15 protein-coding genes are annotated in these 15,582 nt (G+C 63.7%); 6 read left to right on the plus strand and 9 right to left on the minus strand.

The features are described from left to right. Window positions 1-260: 260 nt before the first annotated feature. Window positions 261-3,446, plus strand: coding sequence for a hypothetical protein (locus ACQKPE_RS10865; RefSeq protein WP_427665671.1), 3,186 nt, complete (start codon window positions 261-263; stop codon window positions 3,444-3,446). Between the two features lie 42 nt (window positions 3,447-3,488). Here the strand turns inward: ACQKPE_RS10865 and ACQKPE_RS10870 are convergent, their stop codons facing one another. The 4 genes from ACQKPE_RS10870 to ACQKPE_RS10885 form a co-directional block, all read right to left on the minus strand. Further along, entirely contained in the window at window positions 3,489-4,361 is an 873-nt protein-coding gene (locus tag ACQKPE_RS10870; protein WP_427665672.1) for an alpha/beta fold hydrolase, read from the minus strand. A 21-nt stretch (window positions 4,362-4,382) separates the two neighbouring features. Continuing rightward, window positions 4,383-5,003 carry a LysE family translocator gene (locus ACQKPE_RS10875; protein WP_427665674.1) on the minus strand — a complete coding sequence of 207 codons (621 nt, stop codon included), beginning with the start codon at window positions 5,001-5,003 and terminating at the stop codon, window positions 4,383-4,385. Window positions 5,004-5,103: 100 nt separating this feature from the next. Beyond that, entirely contained in the window at window positions 5,104-5,307 is a 204-nt protein-coding gene (locus tag ACQKPE_RS10880; RefSeq protein WP_427665676.1) for a helix-turn-helix transcriptional regulator, read from the minus strand. Next, window positions 5,304-5,678 (minus strand): hypothetical protein, encoded by a 375-nt coding sequence (locus ACQKPE_RS10885; protein WP_427665678.1) that lies wholly within the window; start codon window positions 5,676-5,678, stop codon window positions 5,304-5,306. Before ACQKPE_RS10885 ends, ACQKPE_RS10880 begins: the two co-directional genes overlap by 4 nt. Before the next feature lie 159 nt (window positions 5,679-5,837). Between ACQKPE_RS10885 and ACQKPE_RS10890 the strand changes: the two genes are divergently transcribed. Further along, complete coding sequence (locus ACQKPE_RS10890; protein ID WP_427665679.1) at window positions 5,838-6,737, plus strand: LysR family transcriptional regulator; 900 nt, start codon at window positions 5,838-5,840, stop codon at window positions 6,735-6,737. Window positions 6,738-6,857: 120 nt separating this feature from the next. Further along, window positions 6,858-7,646, plus strand: coding sequence for a class II aldolase/adducin family protein (locus ACQKPE_RS10895; RefSeq protein WP_427665681.1), 789 nt, complete (start codon window positions 6,858-6,860; stop codon window positions 7,644-7,646). 9 nt (window positions 7,647-7,655) lie between these two features. Here the strand turns inward: ACQKPE_RS10895 and ACQKPE_RS10900 are convergent, their stop codons facing one another. The 3 genes from ACQKPE_RS10900 to ACQKPE_RS10910 all read right to left on the minus strand — a co-directional run bounded on the left by ACQKPE_RS10900 (window position 7,656) and on the right by ACQKPE_RS10910 (window position 11,153). Beyond that, entirely contained in the window at window positions 7,656-8,975 is a 1,320-nt protein-coding gene (locus ACQKPE_RS10900) for an LLM class flavin-dependent oxidoreductase (protein ID WP_427665682.1), read from the minus strand. A gap of 75 nt (window positions 8,976-9,050) precedes the next feature. Continuing rightward, window positions 9,051-10,004 (minus strand): ABC transporter substrate-binding protein, encoded by a 954-nt coding sequence (locus tag ACQKPE_RS10905; protein ID WP_427665684.1) that lies wholly within the window; start codon window positions 10,002-10,004, stop codon window positions 9,051-9,053. A gap of 78 nt (window positions 10,005-10,082) precedes the next feature. Then, window positions 10,083-11,153, minus strand: a complete 1,071-nt coding sequence (locus ACQKPE_RS10910; protein WP_427665686.1) for an LLM class flavin-dependent oxidoreductase — start codon at window positions 11,151-11,153, stop codon at window positions 10,083-10,085. A 270-nt stretch (window positions 11,154-11,423) separates the two neighbouring features. On the opposite strand from ACQKPE_RS10910, the gene ACQKPE_RS10915 reads away from it, so the two are divergent. From ACQKPE_RS10915 to ACQKPE_RS10925, 3 genes are all read left to right on the plus strand, one after another. After that, window positions 11,424-12,032: a cysteine dioxygenase gene (locus ACQKPE_RS10915; protein WP_427665687.1), complete on the plus strand. Its 609-nt coding sequence runs from the start codon at window positions 11,424-11,426 to the stop codon at window positions 12,030-12,032. Next, the gene (locus ACQKPE_RS10920) at window positions 12,029-13,618 is read left to right on the plus strand and encodes a rhodanese-related sulfurtransferase (protein ID WP_427665688.1); all 1,590 of its coding nucleotides are present in this window, start codon (window positions 12,029-12,031) and stop codon (window positions 13,616-13,618) included. Before ACQKPE_RS10915 ends, ACQKPE_RS10920 begins: the two co-directional genes overlap by 4 nt. A gap of 118 nt (window positions 13,619-13,736) precedes the next feature. Next, window positions 13,737-14,795 (plus strand): NAD(P)-dependent alcohol dehydrogenase, encoded by a 1,059-nt coding sequence (locus tag ACQKPE_RS10925; protein WP_427665690.1) that lies wholly within the window; start codon window positions 13,737-13,739, stop codon window positions 14,793-14,795. 60 nt (window positions 14,796-14,855) lie between these two features. Here the strand turns inward: ACQKPE_RS10925 and ACQKPE_RS10930 are convergent, their stop codons facing one another. Together ACQKPE_RS10930 and ACQKPE_RS10935 are read right to left on the minus strand one after the other, a co-directional pair. Continuing rightward, entirely contained in the window at window positions 14,856-15,146 is a 291-nt protein-coding gene (locus tag ACQKPE_RS10930) for a LysR family transcriptional regulator (RefSeq protein ID WP_427665691.1), read from the minus strand. Continuing rightward, window positions 15,136-15,447, minus strand: coding sequence for an antibiotic biosynthesis monooxygenase (locus ACQKPE_RS10935; protein ID WP_427665692.1), 312 nt, complete (start codon window positions 15,445-15,447; stop codon window positions 15,136-15,138). The genes ACQKPE_RS10930 and ACQKPE_RS10935 overlap by 11 nt, the downstream gene beginning before the upstream one ends. Between the last annotated feature and the right edge of the window lie 135 nt (window positions 15,448-15,582).

The following is a 15,582-nucleotide window of genomic DNA, read 5'->3' on the forward strand; positions in this document are numbered from 1 at the left end:
CTCCACTATCCTGCCCCGTTCGATCGGATAGTGACAGCAAGCGACGGGCGGTCGGCGCATCGACTGAAACGGTTGAGCTTTAGCAAGATCCGGCCCTGACTCCACCCCGTGAAACATTGTGAATTGTCGCGAAGTTCTGCGAACGATGACGTCCAAGCCGCATCTCGGCTGTTAAGTTGCGGACCGAAGGCCATTACCCCAGCCTTTACGCCGCTCAGGCACGTCACATCTTGTTCGAGGTCTTTATCCGGAGAGTCACGATGACAACCAAGGTAGAAAGCACGCCTTCCAAGGACGCCATTGGCGCCAAGAACAACAACGCCGCCTTCGACAAGGAAGTCGACCGTGCCACTTCGAAAGCGCCGAAAAAGCCTCCCACCGACGAACTGGGCAGGGGCATGAAACGTCCGGAAGGCGACACCCGCACCGCCCAGCAGATCATCGACGACACCCCGCTGCTCAAATACCTGGGCAACCAGAGCGGCGTGAAGGACAACCTCAAGAAGCAGGTCGGCGACTTCGACACCGACCCCGACGCCGCCTACCGCGCTTCGAAAGTGCTCGAACATGTCGAGCGCATCGACGAGAACGGCAACCAGGTCGACAGCACCAATATCGGCAACGAAAAGATCGACGGTTTCACCAAGGACAAGGAAGCCCGCCACGGCACCGAGGCCGGGCGCCTGCAGGACTTCGGCAAGTACGGCTATTCGAGCCTGAAGGGCGAAGTGGTGAAGTCGGACCTGGGCAAGAACCAGAAGCGCCCGGAGGGCGATACTCGCAGCGCCCAGCAGATCATCGACGACACCCCGCTGCTCAAGTACCTGGGCAACCAGAGCAATGTAAAGGACAACCTCAAGAAACAGGTCGGCGACTTCGAGAAAGACCCGGATGCCGCCTACCGCGCGAGCCAGGTCGTCGAGCACGTGACCAAGCTGGATGAGAACGGCAAGCTGATCGAAAAGTCCAAGGACCGCGACGACGACAAGATCAATGGCTTTACCAAGGACAAGGAAGCCCGCCACGGTACCGAGGCCGGGCGCCTACAGGACTTCGGCAAGTACGGCTATTCGAGCCTCAAGGGCGACCTGATCCACGTCAAGCCCAAGACCCACACCGACAAGGCGCCGCCACCCGACGAACCAGAAGACGTACAAGCGCTGCGCGACAAGTACCAGATCCCGACCTTCGGCGCCGAAGGCTTGATGGACATGGAGCTGACCAACGACAAGACCGTCGGCGGCCAGACAGCCGAGAACTTCGTCAACAACATCAAGGAAGACATCAAGAACGGCAAGCTGGCCGAGAACTCCGACGAAGCCAAGCTGGTCAAGCTGATGGAGGCCCAGGCCTCGCTCGACAACGGCTACGAACTGTATGGCTATGCCGAGGGCATCAACCTGGGCAGCGGTACCTACCGCGAGTCCGACAAAAGCCCAACCAAACTCACAGGCCACGACGTCAAGGAAATCGTCGACGAGGACAAACTGGCCAAGGAAATCTCCACCCTGATGAGCAAGGAGAGCATCAAGGAGCGATACGACAAGGAGCTCAAACACAGCGTCAGCGGCCTGTCGGAGGAGCGCCTGACGGAAGTCCGCGAGCAGGTGTTCCCGGCCCTGTTCAAGGAAGGCAGCCGCGATGCCAACCTCGACTTCGAAGACTACGTGATCGCCATGAACGACTCGGGCGATCCGAAGAAGGTGGAAATCGCCGAGCTGGACGTAGACCGCTACTTCGAGTCACTGCGCATCCTGGAACCGGACAGCTACGCCGCGCGCCGCCAGACCTTCGACCAGAACATGATGACGCACCAGCTCAACACCTACATCGAGAACCCCGACAAGATCGAGCCAGAAAACGCCGAGACGGGCCTGCGCCTGACCGTCACCATCCTCAAGGGCGGCATCAACGCGGTCCTGGGCGGTTTGGACAAGGGCGACAAGAGTTACGACCTGTACAAGAAAATGCTGGATGAGGTGGATATCCTCGATGGCCACATCAAGGGCCTGACACCGGGCGAAAACAGCAAGATCGCCGCCGCCGTGCGCTTGGCCGCACAAAGTGGCGATGCCGGCGCCATCGACAAGGTGGTCGACAACCAGCTCAAGGGCCTGGCCAACAACCGCGAGGAAACCGCAGGCTCGCTGAAGAAGCTGCTGCACACCGCCAGTTCCACCGGCTCGCTGGGCGCCATGTCCGGCACCATGAACATTGTCAGCAGCGCCATGCAACTGGCCAATGGCGGCGGCTGGAACGACATGACCGATGACCAGAAACTGGCGGCCGTACGCGACTTGGTCGGTGGCCTGAGTTCCACCAACGACTTCCTCAAGTTCGGCTCGAACATCGTCGAGACCCTGGGTGGCAAGCATTCCTTCGACCCAGCCGTGGATGTCGACGGCAAGCAGAAACCCAAGGTCAACGCCACCCAGTGGCTCGGCCTGCTGGACGAAAACTTCCCGGACGTCTGGGGCAAAGACAAGATCGGCACCTCCGATGCCCTCGCCGACGCGATCTCCAACCGCGTCAAAAGCGCCTCCGCGACCCTCGACAAGCTCGACGTCGGCAACCTTACGCCCACCGAGCTCAAGGAATACGACCAGACCGTCAAGTCGCTGGGCGAGAAGATGGGGGTCAAGGACATCCCTGGCGGCGCGCCGGATGCCAAGAAGCCCAGCTTCGCTGCCGCTGCCGGGCGCTCGTTCCTGCGTTTCATGGGCGGCTCGGGCCTGGACCTGACCGGCGGCGTGATGGACATCGTGTCCGGCGCGCGCAAACTGAAGAACGCCAAGACCGCGCTGGAGAAGGCCGACGCAGGTATCTCCCTGGGCGCCGGTATCTCCGGCACCGGCATGGCGGTGTCCAACACCATCGCGATGTTCGCCCCCAAAGGCGCGCACCTGGCCGGCAAGCTGGCGGGGGACGTGGCTTCCACCGTGGTGCGTGGCCTGGCCATGGGTTCACGTATCGCCGGGCCCGTGTTCGCCGTGGCCGGTGTGGTGTTCGGGGTGGCCGGCACCCTGATTGCCGAAGCGGTGGAGCACGCCAAGATGCAGAAGCTGACCGACTCCCAGGGGCAGTTCTTCAAGGACCTGGCCGGCGCCGGGGTGACCAAGGACGACTGGGGCGACAAGCTGGAATACGCGCGCTACGCCACCTACATGTATGGTGACCGCGATACACCGGACGACAAGTCGATGTTCGACTACCAGTCCGCCGAGTGGCAGCACTTCCAGGAAACCGAGGACCACAAAGGCAGCTCGCTGTCGCGGCTGGCGCCCTACCTGCACAAGGATGGCGACCCGGACAAGAAGAACCTCTGGGAACAGCACCTGGCAGGCTCCACCACCAGCCCAGGCCCTCACGGGCATGACCGCAAGAATGACAACTGGCGTCCGTGGGGCGATACCGACATGGATGCCGGCAGCCAGCGAAATGCCTAATGCCCATGGATAAAAAAGCCCCAGCAATGGGGCCTTTTCAGCTTAGCCCTGCAGGAACGCCAGTACTCGCTCCGCCGCCATGGCCGGGTCCTCCTGCATGAAGCAGTGCCCGCCCGCCACCTGCTGCTGGCTGATCTTGGCGTTGAGCGCCACCAGACGCTGCACCGAGCGGGGCACGAAGGGGTAGGTCTGTTCGCCATGCAGGATCAGCGTCGGGGTGTCGATGCTCGCCAGAGTCGGCCACATGCGTGCGGGGAACGAGCTGAAAATCTCTACCTCGCGGCTCGGGCGGCACTTGAGCACCACCCCTTCGCCATGGTCGCCGATGGCATGTTCGATATAGGCATGCAGCGCAGTTTCGCTCCAGCCCTTGAAGATCCCCCGCCCTTGCAACGAGGCCAGCGCCGCCTCGCGGTCCGGCCAGTGGCTGCGCCGGGTCGCGGCCTTGCGCGCCAGGGCGTGCCGACCGTGCAGGCCAACCATGGCTGCCGCAGCCATCACCCCGAGCATGCGTCGGCTGAACAGCACCGGGTCGAGCAGCACGGCCCGGGCGAACAGCTCGGGCTGGCTGGCCAGGATAAGACCGGTCAGCACACCCCCGAAGCTATGGCCGACCGCCACGCGCTGCACATCGCCATACTCGCCCCTGCCGGACTCGAAGGCCTCCACCGCCAGCGCCGCGGTGCGGTTCCAGCCGCGGAAAACACCGCCGTGATCGCTGTCACCATGGCCCTGGACATCGCTGAGCCACAGGTCGAAGTGCTCGCCCAGGCGCAGCAGCAAAGGCTGGTAGGCCAGGCTGCAAAAGCCGTTGCCGTGCAGGAAATGCAGCAAGGGCCGGCCAGTGGCCTGGGTGCGCCAACCGCGCAAGGTGAAGCCTTCAGAGCAATCATGGGACCAGGGAATAAACTGCATCGGTACGCCGCGCTTGTGGTTCTAGGAAAACGACGATTCTACAAACAGCAGCGGATACAACGAAATAACCAGCAACAAGGCCATCACGACATTGAACAGCATCAGCCAGCGTGGCTTTTGCAGCACACGGCGCAAGGCACTGCCAAACATCACCCAGATCCCGACGCTGGGCAGGTTGACCAAAGCGAACAGCGCGGCAATGACGATGACGTTGACCACATAGCCCTGGGCCGGGGTGTAGGTGGTGATGGCGCCGATCGCCATGACCCAGGCCTTCGGGTTGACCCACTGGAAGGCCGCAGCGCCCAGGAAACTCAAGGGTTTGCGCGAGCCATCGGTATCACCGGACATCGGCCCGGAGGTAGCGATCTTCCACGCCAGGTACAGCAAGTAGGTAGCGCCCACGTAGCGCAGGACCGTGTAAAGCGGCGGCCAGGCCTTGAACAGCTCGCCCAGGCCAAAGCCCACCGCCAGGACCATGACCATGAAGCCGATGCTGATACCCAGGGCATGGGGAATCGAGCGGCGCACGCCGAAGTTCACCCCCGAGGCCAGCAACATGGTGTTGTTCGGGCCAGGGGTGATGGAGGACACGAAGGCGTAGAGCACGAAGGCGGTCAGCAGGTCGTAGGAGCCGAGCATGGCGAGGTTTCCGTCAGGTTTCTGGTTATCGTGCCTACACACTAACGGAGCCGAGCGCCCTCTCGAGCGATACAGTTAGGTTAAATTATTCCCGTACACATCACTGTACCGGTTCAGTGGGTTCGAAGATTTGCTCGATCGCCAAGCCCAATACCCGCGCAATAGTGAAAGCCAGTGGCAGACTGGGGTCGTAGCGCCCGGTCTCGATGGCATTGACTGTCTGGCGCGACACCCCCAGGCGCTCGGCCAGCTCCGCCTGGGACCAGCCCTGCTCGGCACGTAGCGCACGAATGTGGTTGTTCACCGGTAGCGCCTCGTACCCATGATGGTGCAAACCATCCACAACACCCCCATGAGCGGCCAGACCATGAACATCGACAGGCGCGGGAAGCCGGCGGTTTCCAGGAAGCCATAGCTGAAGGTGACCAGCGCAGTGAGCAGGAAGGCCAATGCCAGTGCATCGAATTGAATGCGCCGGGCCAGTTCGTCCACCGCCCGCAACTGGCGCACCACCACCCAGGCGATCAGCAACATCGACGGCACTGGCAGCAAGGCCCAGGCAACCTTGCCTGCACCTTCCTCGCTGACGGCAACCTGGTAACTGCTGAGCGCGACACAGGCCGCGTAGGCGAGGAAGGCCAGGAAGAACTCGACGATAAAGCGCTTGCGTCCCATGCTTGGAACCTCCGATGTAAAGGGTGTTTTACATTGGCGACTGCCAGAGCGAATGTCAAGCATGCTTTACATGGCGTACCAACCCGCACATGACAGCAGACGCTCACAGGATTATTCTTCGCAGGCATGTCCCATCGTCTCAATATGTGAGCGCCGAATATGAAAATCGATGACATGGACGCCTTCGTGGCGGTCATCCGTTGCCAGTCGACCAACCTCGCCGCCGAGGCCCTGCAACTGACCCAGCCGGCCATCACGCGGCGGGTGCAGAACTTCGAGCACGACCTGGGCGCCACCTTGCTGGACCGCAACACCAAGCCACTCAAGCCCACGCCCATGGGCCTGCGCGTGTACCAGCAGTGCAAGGCGATACTGCGCGAGATAGACGCCCTGCGCGAGTTGGTAGCCAGCGACGGCGCGCCCTCGGGCACCTTGCGCCTGGGCGTGCCGCAGACCTTGGGCGACGTGGTATTGCTCGACGCCCTGGCACGCATTCGCGAGACCTACCCGGACCTGCGTACCCAGGTCACCAGCGGCTGGGGCAGCAGCTTGGTCACGCGCATGGAGAACGGCGAGCTGGACGCTGCGGCGGCGCTGTTCCCTACTGGCAAGATCTTCCCCGAAGGCATCGCCAGCCACTCCATCGCCCGCATGCCGCTGCGCGTGGTGACAGCCAAGGGTAGCGCCGGCAAGCGCAGCTACAAGCTGCGTGATTGCTACACCCGTGGCTGGGTGCTCAACCCTGATGGCTGCGGCTTTCGCGCAGGCTTGCAGCGTGCCCTGAGCGAACAGGGTTTGTCGCTGTCGATCAGCCTGGAAACCTTCGGCACCGAGCTGCAACTGGGGCTGGTTGCCAATGGCCAGGGCCTGGGGTTGGTACCCGAGCCGTTGCTGCTGGGCAGCCGTCATCTGGAGCAGTTGGAAGTGCTGAACGTCAGTGACTTCAAGCCACAGGTCGACCTGTGGCTGTTCCACCCCCGTTACCTGGGCAACCTGCAGGAGCCTGTGGAGCTGTTCGGCGAAATCGCGGGGCTGCGGCTGCAGACACAAAATAAATAAACCGCATTATTAAAAACATTAAAAACAAATAATTAGCATATAACGACAAAGCCTTTTACAGCCTCCAACGCCCCGGCATAGGGTTCCTCCAGCCCATTGCCCAGCCTAAGGAGAGCCGACATGCATTCACTGTCCCCCCCCCCACCCGCCCTACCCCGAGCCCGCTTCAGCGCAGAGGAATGGGAGGTGCGGGTCAAACTGGCCGCGGCCTATCGCCTAGCGGCGCAACTGCGCTGGACCGACCATATCTACACGCACTTCTCTGCCCGCGTACCCGGCCCGCAGGAGCATTTCCTGATCAACGCCTTCGGCTTGTTGTTCGACGAAGTCAACGCCTCCAACCTGGTCAAGGTGGACGTCGATGGCACGATCATCGACGACCCGCTGGGCCTGGGCATCAACCAGGCCGGCTATGTCATCCACAGCGCCATCCACCGCGCCCGTCCCGACCTCAAGGCGGTACTGCACACCCATACCCGCGATGGCGCTGCCGTGTCTGCCCAGCGCGATGGCCTGCTGCCGATTTCCCAGCATGCCCTGGCCTACTACAGCCGCGTGGTCTACCACGACTACGAGGGCGTGGCGCTGGACCTGGACGAGCAGGCGCGGTTGGTGGCGAACCTGGGTGACAGCAATATCCTCATCCTGCGCAACCACGGCCTGCTCACCGGCGGCATCAGTGTCGAGCACGCGTTCCGTGAGCTGCACGGGCTGGAGCGGGCCTGTGCGATCCAGATCGCCGCGCAGGCCGGCGGCAACGAACACTTGCAACACGCCTCGCCCGCCGCCATCGCCAAGGTGCATGAACAGTCCAAGCGCTTTTCCGACGGCCTTGGCGAAGGCATCCAGCGGCACTGGGATGCGCTGATCCGCCAACTGGAGCGCGACGGCCTGGGCTACCAGGATTGACCGCTATCTCTAGCGAACGAAGCGCGGTATCGACAGCCCGAGGCTATCGCGCAAGGTAGAGCCTTCATATGCGGTGCGATACACCCCGCGTTCCTGCAACAACGGCACCACCTCCTGAGTGAAGCGACGGAACTGGCCAGGGTGGCCAATGTAGATATTGAAACCATCCAGGGCCCGCGCCTCGAACCACTCGGCCATCTTCGCCGCCACCGTCTCGGCACTGCCGACGAAGGCGCCGGGACGCAGCTGGCGACCGAACTCCACCGCCTGGCGCAGGGTGAAACCCTGCGCCCTGGCCTGGTCGGCAATACGCTTGGCCTGGGTGAAGAAGCTACTGCGGGCGTACTCCAGGCTCTGCTGCGGGAACGGCGCATCGAGGTCGTACTGGCTGAAGTCGTGCCAGCCGAAGTTGCGCCCGAACTCCTTGAGTGCCAGCTCGAAACTGTGGTCGGCTTGGTGGTAATGGCGCTCGATCTCGCGCGCATGCTCATCGCTGTCGCCGACGTAGATCTCGGCCCCGGGCAGCACCAGCAATTGCTCCGGGTCACGCCCCAGGCGCGCGGCACGGCCCTTGATGTCGCGGTAGAACGCCTGGCCCTGCTCGATACTGGCGGCATGGGTGAAGACCACATCGCTGCTCGCAGCGCCCAGATCACGCCCCTGCTCGGAGTCACCGGCCTGGAAGATCACCGGTTGGCCCTGGGGCGAGCGCTGGATGTTCAGCGGGCCGACCACCGAGAAGTACTCGCCCTTGTGGTTCAGCGCATGCAGTTTGGCCGGGTCGAGGAACTGGCCGGTACTGCGGTCACGCACGAAGGCATCGTCCTCGTAGGAATGCCACAACCCCTGCACCACCTTGACGTGCTCCAGGGCGCGGGCATAGCGGGTGTCGTAGTCGTAGTGCTCGTCCAGCCCATAGTTGCCGGCGGTGCCGGCATCACCGCTGGTGACCACGTTCCAGCCTGCGCGGCCCTTGCTGATCAGGTCCAGCGAGGCCAGGCGCCGGGCCACGTTGAACGGCGCGTTGTAGGAGGTGGTGAGGGTGCCGACCAGGCCGATATGGCGGGTGCTTACCGCCAGTGCCGAAAGCAGGGTCAGCGGCTCCAGGCGGTTGAGGTAATGGGAGGGCGAACCGGGGGTGATGAATTGGCTGTCGACGATGAAGATCAGGTCGAACAGCGCCGCCTCGGCCTGGCGGGCGATATCGATGTACCAGTCGATATTGACGCTGGCATCGGCCGGCAGTTGCGGGTCCAGCCACAGGTTGTGGCGGCCGGGGCCGCCGCAGCCCATGGTCAGGGCACCGAGTTTGATCTGTCGTTTGGTCATGAGGGCTCCTGGGTTGTCCTTGAAGCCCTCTTCGCGGGCTTGTCGGGGCGCCGAACCGCCGCGAAAAGGGCTGAATCAGTGCTTGCTGACCACCGGGGCCTGCAGCGCCGGCGAGAACGAGGTATCGAACAGGCTGCTGGCCGGGTAGGCCTTGATCAGCCCGAGACCTGCGAAGAAGTCCACGGTCTTCTGCGCATCCACCACCACCTGCGGGTTGAGGGGCGCAAGGTCGGTGCGCGCCTGGGCAAACCAGGCGCGGGCGATCTCGCGGTCGGCGCGGGTGCTCTTGGCCCAGGCGTCGGCGTAGGCCGACGTGTGGGCCGGGTCGCTCAGGGTCCAGTCGCGGGCTTTCTTCAGGCGTTGGAGGAAATCGGCGATCTGCGCCCGCTTGTCTTCTACCGAGCGAGCATTTGCAACCACGAAACTCTGCGCGGGAATCAGCCCTTCGGCAGTGGCCAATACCCGTGCACCCTGGCGTTTTTGCTGGGTGACATAGGGTTCCCAGGTGGCGATCACATCCACCGAGCCGCCATCGAGCGCGTGGGAGGCATCCAGTGCGCTCAGGTAGCGCAGCTCCAGGGCGTCGCGCGGCACGCCGGCCTTGTCCAGGGCGGTGAACAGCAGCTGCTGGCTCCACGAACCTTTCCAGATCGCCGCCCGCTTGCCCTTGAGGTCGGCCAGGCTGTGGATGTCAGAGTCCTTGCGCGCCAGGATGGCCACGCCTTCGAGGTTCTGCCGCGACACCGCGATGACCTTGATCGGCGCGCCCAGGGCGCCGAGGAACAGCGGCGGTGCATCGCCCAGCAGGCCGATGTCGAGGCTGCCGACATTGAGCGCCTCGGCCACCGGCGAGCCTGCGGTGAACTGCTTCCACTCCAGGGTGTAGGGCACATCGTCGAGCACCCCGGCCGCCTCCATCACGGCGCGGGCGTTGAAGCTTTGGTCTCCGACCACCAAGGTTTGCGCGCTGGCGGCCAGGCTCAGGGAGGTGGCCAGCACACCGGCGGCCAGTTGCTTGAGGTAACGCACGTTCGTCTCCAGATGCCACGATGGGCATGTCAGGGCGATCCGCGCGTGCGGTCTCGTATCAGGGGTAAGGGGTCGTATTCAGGTGTGGCGCGCGGCCACTTTGGCGCGGGTCAGCGGGATCAATTCGCGACCGTAGTCCTCGGCATCGGCGAGCGGGTCGAAGCCCCGGATCAGGAACGTGGTTACGCCCAGGTCGTAGTAGGCCAGCAAGGCATCGGCCACCTGCTCGGCGGTGCCGACCAGGGCGGTGGAATTGTGCCCGCCGCCGACCAGCGCGGCGATGCCGGTCCACAGCCGCTCATCGACCCGCTCGCCTTTGGCCACGGTGTCGCGCAGGCGTTGTGCGCCCACGCTCTGCGGTTTGTGGGCGATCACCGGGCCATTGGCGGCCAGCCGCTCGCGGGCCTGGCCCAGGATCGTCTGCGCTTTGGCCCAGGCGGCCTGCTCGGTGTCGGCGATGATCGGCCGGAACGACACGCTGAACTGCACGCTGCGCCCATGGCGGGCCGCCTGCTCGCGCACCGCCGCGATGGTTTCGGCGGTCTGCTCCAGCGACTCGCCCCACAGCGCATACACATCGGCATGCTTGCCCGCCACCGCCAGAGCCGCAGGCGATGAGCCGCCGAAATAGATCGGCAGGTGCGGCTGCTGCAACGGCTTGATCGCCGAGAACGCGCCGGCCACCTGGTAGTGCTCGCCGACATGGTCGAAGGGCGCTTGCTCGGTCCATACCCGGCGCACCACCTCGAGGAACTCATCGCTGCGCGCATAACGCTGGTCATGGGCCAGGTGGTCGCCGTCCTTGCGCTGCTCGGTGTCGCTGCCGCCGCTGATGATATGCACCGCCAGGCGCCCGTCGAGCAGGTGTTCGAGCGTCGCCAACTTGCGGGCAGCCAGGGTTGGCGCCACGAAGCCGGGGCGATGGGCGAGCAGGAACTGGATACGAGAAGTGGCCTGGCCGGCCAGCGCGGTCACCAGGAAGCCGTCAGGCTGATCGGACCAGTAGCCCACCAGAATTCGGTCGAAGCCGGCCTGCTCATGGGCCTGGGCAAAGCGCGTGATGTAGGCTTTGTCGAAGATCGGGCCACTGGGAGCCAGGGTTTCCGACACGGACCGATGGCCGATCATGCCGATAAATTGCACGCTCATGCGGGGCGTTCTCCCGTTCAGGTGAGGTCCATGGAAAGTGTTATAGCGTTTGAAGCTAAGCAGGTTCTTGCTTATACGCTAGCGACTTCAAGACCCCCTGTAAAATTCGTTATAGGCATAACCTAATGCCTGCTACATGCAAATTTTTTAGATAAAAACACCCACCGAACAAATGCATAATGCGCATATTAGCTTATGAATATTTTGAATTTTGAGAATATTCAAGCAATTGCTAGGGTGACTTCACGATTGTCAGCCTGAGCCCGAACCATGAGCGACACCCCGCACCTTGCGCGCTTGCGCCACTTCATCGGCGAGCTGTCCGACCTGCTGGACCGCCACCCCGACGAGCCCACCCTCCTCGACCACGGCCAACGGCTGCTGCAAGACCTGGTGGCCCACGACGACTGGCTGCCCGATGCCCTGGCCGTACCCGACCCACAGCGCTACCAGCAGTACCTGCTGCACTGCGATTCACGTCAGCGCTTCTCCATCGTCAGTTTCGTCTGGGGGCCGGGGCAGTCCACGCCCATCCATGACCACCGGGTCTGGGGCCTGATCGGCATGCTGCGCGGCGCCGAGCATGCCCAGGGCTTTGCCCGCGATGCCCAGGGCGCCTTGCAGCCCAGTGGCGCGCCAGTGCGCCTTGCGCCCGGCCAGGTAGAGGCAGTGTCGCCACGCATCGGCGATATCCACCAGGTCAGCAACGCCTTCGATGACCGCGTGTCGATCAGCATCCACGTCTACGGCGCCAATATCGGCGCGGTCAGCCGGGCCGTGTACCTGCCCGATGGCAGCGAGAAGCCCTTCATTTCCGGTTATTCCAACACCCTCCTGCCCAACCTCTGGGACCTGTCCAAAGAGAACCCTGCCCCATGAGTACCTTCAGCACCCGCCGCTACCACGACATCCGCCAGGCCTTGCTGGCCCGCCAGGAACTCGCACTGATCGATGTACGCGAAGAAGACCCCTTCGCCCAGGAACACCCGTTGTTCGCGGCCAATATCCCGCTGTCGAAACTGGAGCTGGAAACCTATGCCCGCGTGCCTAGGCGCACCACTGCGATCACTGTCTACGATGACGGCGAAGGCCTGGCCAGGCTGGCTGCCGAGCGCTTGCAAGCCCTGGGCTACAGCGATGTGGCCGTGCTCGAGGGAGGCCTGGCGGGTTGGCGTGAAGCGGGCGGCGAGCTGTTTCGCGACGTCAACGTGCCGAGCAAGGCCTTTGGCGAGCTGGTGGAGAGCGTGCGCCACACGCCGTCGTTGCCGTCCGAACAGGTGCAGGCGCTGCTCGATGCCAAGGCCGATCTGGTGGTGCTCGATGCCCGGCGTTTCGACGAGTACCAGACCATGAGCATTCCCGGCGGCATCAGCGTGCCGGGCGCCGAGCTGGTGCTGCGGGTGGCCGAGCTGGCCCCGAACCCGGCCACCCAGGTCATCGTCAACTGCGCCGGGCGCACCCGCAGCATCATCGGCACCCAGTCGCTGCTCAACGCAGGCATTCCCAACCCGGTGGCGGCCCTGCGCAATGGCACCATCGGCTGGACCCTGGCCGGCCAGGCCTTGGCCCACGGCCAGGCGCAGCGCTTTACCGAAGTATCCGAAACCACCCGCCAAAGCGCTGCCCAGCGCGCCCGCAGCCTGGCCGACCGCGCAGGCGTGCAGCGCCTGGATTGCCAAGGCCTCGCCGCCTGGCAGGCGGACGATCACCGCACCACCTACCTGTTCGATGTGCGCACCCCCGAGGAATACGCCGCCGGGCACCTGCCCGGCAGCCGCAGCACGCCGGGCGGGCAGCTTGTGCAAGAGACCGATCACACGGCCAGCGTACGCGGCGCGCGTATCGTGCTGGTGGACGACGACGGCGTGCGCGCCAATATGAGCGCCTCCTGGCTGGCCCAGATGGGCTGGCAGGTGGCGGTGCTCGACGGGCTGAGCGCGGACGACTTCAGCGAAACCGGCGACTGGCAGCCACCCCTGCCCACGTTGCCACAGGTCGCCGAAGTCGATGTGGAGCAACTGGCTACCTGGCTGGACGACAGCGCCACCGTGGTGCTGGATTTCACTGCCAGCGCCAACTACGTCAAGCGCCACATCCCCGGTGCGCACTGGGTCATTCGCGCGCAGCTGGCGCAAGCACTGGAGACGCTTCCCGTCGCCGAACGCTATGTGCTGACCTGCGCCAGCAGCCTGCTGGCCCGCTTCGCCGCAGTCGACCTGCAGGCGCTGACGCGTAAACCGGTGTACCTGCTGCAAGGCGGCACCGCCCGCTGGGTAGCGGCGGGCAAGCCCCTGCAAGACGGCGAGACGCACCTGGCCGTGCCGCGCAGCGACCGTTACCGCCGCCCTTATGAAGGCACCGACAACCCGCGCGAGGCGATGCAGGGTTACCTGGACTGGGAGTTCGGGCTGGTCGCGCAACTGGAGCGCGATGGCAGCCACGGGTTCAAGGTACTGCAGGCGTGACGCCAAGCGATTCATGAGCCCAGCTTACGACCCTATGCACCTACGCACTGCAATCCGGCACCTCGAAGTTGTCTAGCATTGAGCCGCCACTCAATTCGTCTGAACATCGAGGTGCACCATGCTTACTATCGGTTATGCAGCACAGACGCCAAAAAGCCCACTCGCGCCGTGGACGTTCAATCGCCGTGAATTGCGGCCAAACGACGTAGCCATGGACGTCCTCTACTGTGGTGTCTGCCACTCCGACCTGCATACCGCGCGCAGTGACTGGGGCTGGGCGGTCCACCCGGTCCTGCCCGGCCACGAAATCGTCGGGCGGGTGAGCGCCGTGGGCAGCGCAGTCAGCCGCTACAAGATTGGCGATGCAGTCGCCGTCGGTTGCCTGGTCGATGCCTGCCTGAGCTGCGATCAATGCCGCAAGGGTGAAGAGCAGTTCTGTCGCGAAGGCGCCACCGAAACCTACAACAGCAAGGACCGCATCACCGGCGAAATGACCTACGGCGGCTACTCCAAGCACCTGGTGGTGCGCGAGGAATTCGTGCTGCGTGTGCCTGACAACCTCGACCTGTCCAGGGTTGCGCCGCTGCTGTGCGCAGGCATCACCACCTATTCCCCCCTGCACACCTGGAATGTGGTGCCTGGCAGCCGGGTCGGTGTGATCGGGCTCGGTGGCCTGGGTCATATGGCCGTCAAACTGGCGGTAGGCCTGGGCGCCGAGGTCAGCGTGATCAGTCGCAACCGCGACAAGCAAGCCGATGCCCTGGCCCTGGGGGCCAAGCGCCTGTTGTCCTCGAGCGATGCGCAAGAGATGGCCACGGCCGCCTCCAGCTTCGACCTGATCATCGATACGGTCCCGGTCAAGCACCCGCTGGATCCCTACCTGCCGTTGCTGGACGTCGATGCAACGCTCGTGCTGGTTGGCCAGCTCGGGCCGATGGATGAGCAAAACACCGTGCCATTGATTCGCGGCCGCCGCCGGGTCGCGGGCTCGCCGATTGGCGGTATTCGCGAAACCCAGCAACTGCTCGACCTGTGCGCGGAAAAGAACATCCTTCCCGAGTGCGAGATGATCCGCATGGATCAGATCAACGAGGCGTTCGAGCGCATGGAGCGTGCCGATGTGCGTTACCGCTTCGTCATCGACATGAGCACGCTCCAAGCCCCGCAAGGCCGCTAGCGTTCGGTGCGATGCCGTTCACTCGACGCCCCAGCACTACCCGGCGCGAGTGAACGGTGCTCAGCGGCTCGGCCGAGCCTGCTTCAGGCACCGCTGGATATGCTCGAACGCCAGGCCCAGTTCCTTGGCGATATGCTGGGCCAATGGAGTGGGAACCAGCGCGTTGCCGTCTCGGACAAACAACGGGTCGCCGAAATGCAGCCTCAGCTTGGCGAGCGTGTTGCTCACCGCAGGCTGGGTGATGCCTAGCTGTTCGGCTGCACGACTCACGCTGTGCTCGTGATAGATCAACAAGAATGCCAGCAAGCTGTTGAGGTCTATGCGCTGCAGTAGCTCAGCATCAATGGCCATGGGGTTTAGCCATGCCATGGGCAAACATGCCAAAGCTCAGGCTCGCGCCATGCAGGATCAACTGGTCCAGCAACTCGGCCATGGCCGCGCCCTCGAACGATCGCTCCATCAACTGTTGGTTTTCCCAGTAGCCGCTGAGCCACCAAAGGCATCGATCCTGGGTGCTTTGAACCAGCACATAGTCATGGCACCCAGAAGACTGCTGCAGGCGCAGCACATAGGCCTGGGCAGACTGCGCAAAAGCGTCGCTGAAACGCTCGGGCAACTTGATCTTGATGGTGTTGACGAATTGGATGGTCACAGCAAAACCCCCGCTTTTTGACATAGCGGGAATCTAGCTTCGCCTGCGCCGGACGACTACGGCACGCAAACGCAATGCGCCTATGAAACTGGCTCATCAATCGAACATAACCCGCGCCGCACCTGGCCTGCGGCA

Source organism: Pseudomonas sp. NPDC089554 (genome assembly GCF_050280645.1).
Classification (GTDB): Bacteria; Pseudomonadota; Gammaproteobacteria; order Pseudomonadales; family Pseudomonadaceae; genus Aquipseudomonas.

Bases quoted from the DNA above. Each gene is read 5' to 3' on its own strand.
- ACQKPE_RS10865 (WP_427665671.1), top strand. From the start codon at position 261: ATGACAACCAAGGTAGAAAGCACGCCTTCCAAGGACGCCATTGGCGCC.
- ACQKPE_RS10870 (WP_427665672.1), bottom strand. From the start codon at position 4,361: ATGCAGTTTATTCCCTGGTCCCATGATTGCTCTGAAGGCTTCACCTTG.
- ACQKPE_RS10875 (WP_427665674.1), bottom strand. From the start codon at position 5,003: ATGCTCGGCTCCTACGACCTGCTGACCGCCTTCGTGCTCTACGCCTTC.
- ACQKPE_RS10885 (WP_427665678.1), bottom strand. From the start codon at position 5,678: ATGGGACGCAAGCGCTTTATCGTCGAGTTCTTCCTGGCCTTCCTCGCC.
- ACQKPE_RS10890 (WP_427665679.1), top strand. From the start codon at position 5,838: ATGAAAATCGATGACATGGACGCCTTCGTGGCGGTCATCCGTTGCCAG.
- ACQKPE_RS10895 (WP_427665681.1), top strand. From the start codon at position 6,858: ATGCATTCACTGTCCCCCCCCCCACCCGCCCTACCCCGAGCCCGCTTC.
- ACQKPE_RS10900 (WP_427665682.1), bottom strand. From the start codon at position 8,975: ATGACCAAACGACAGATCAAACTCGGTGCCCTGACCATGGGCTGCGGC.
- ACQKPE_RS10910 (WP_427665686.1), bottom strand. From the start codon at position 11,153: ATGAGCGTGCAATTTATCGGCATGATCGGCCATCGGTCCGTGTCGGAA.
- ACQKPE_RS10915 (WP_427665687.1), top strand. From the start codon at position 11,424: ATGAGCGACACCCCGCACCTTGCGCGCTTGCGCCACTTCATCGGCGAG.
- ACQKPE_RS10920 (WP_427665688.1), top strand. From the start codon at position 12,029: ATGAGTACCTTCAGCACCCGCCGCTACCACGACATCCGCCAGGCCTTG.
- ACQKPE_RS10925 (WP_427665690.1), top strand. From the start codon at position 13,737: ATGCTTACTATCGGTTATGCAGCACAGACGCCAAAAAGCCCACTCGCG.
- ACQKPE_RS10930 (WP_427665691.1), bottom strand. From the start codon at position 15,146: ATGGCCATTGATGCTGAGCTACTGCAGCGCATAGACCTCAACAGCTTG.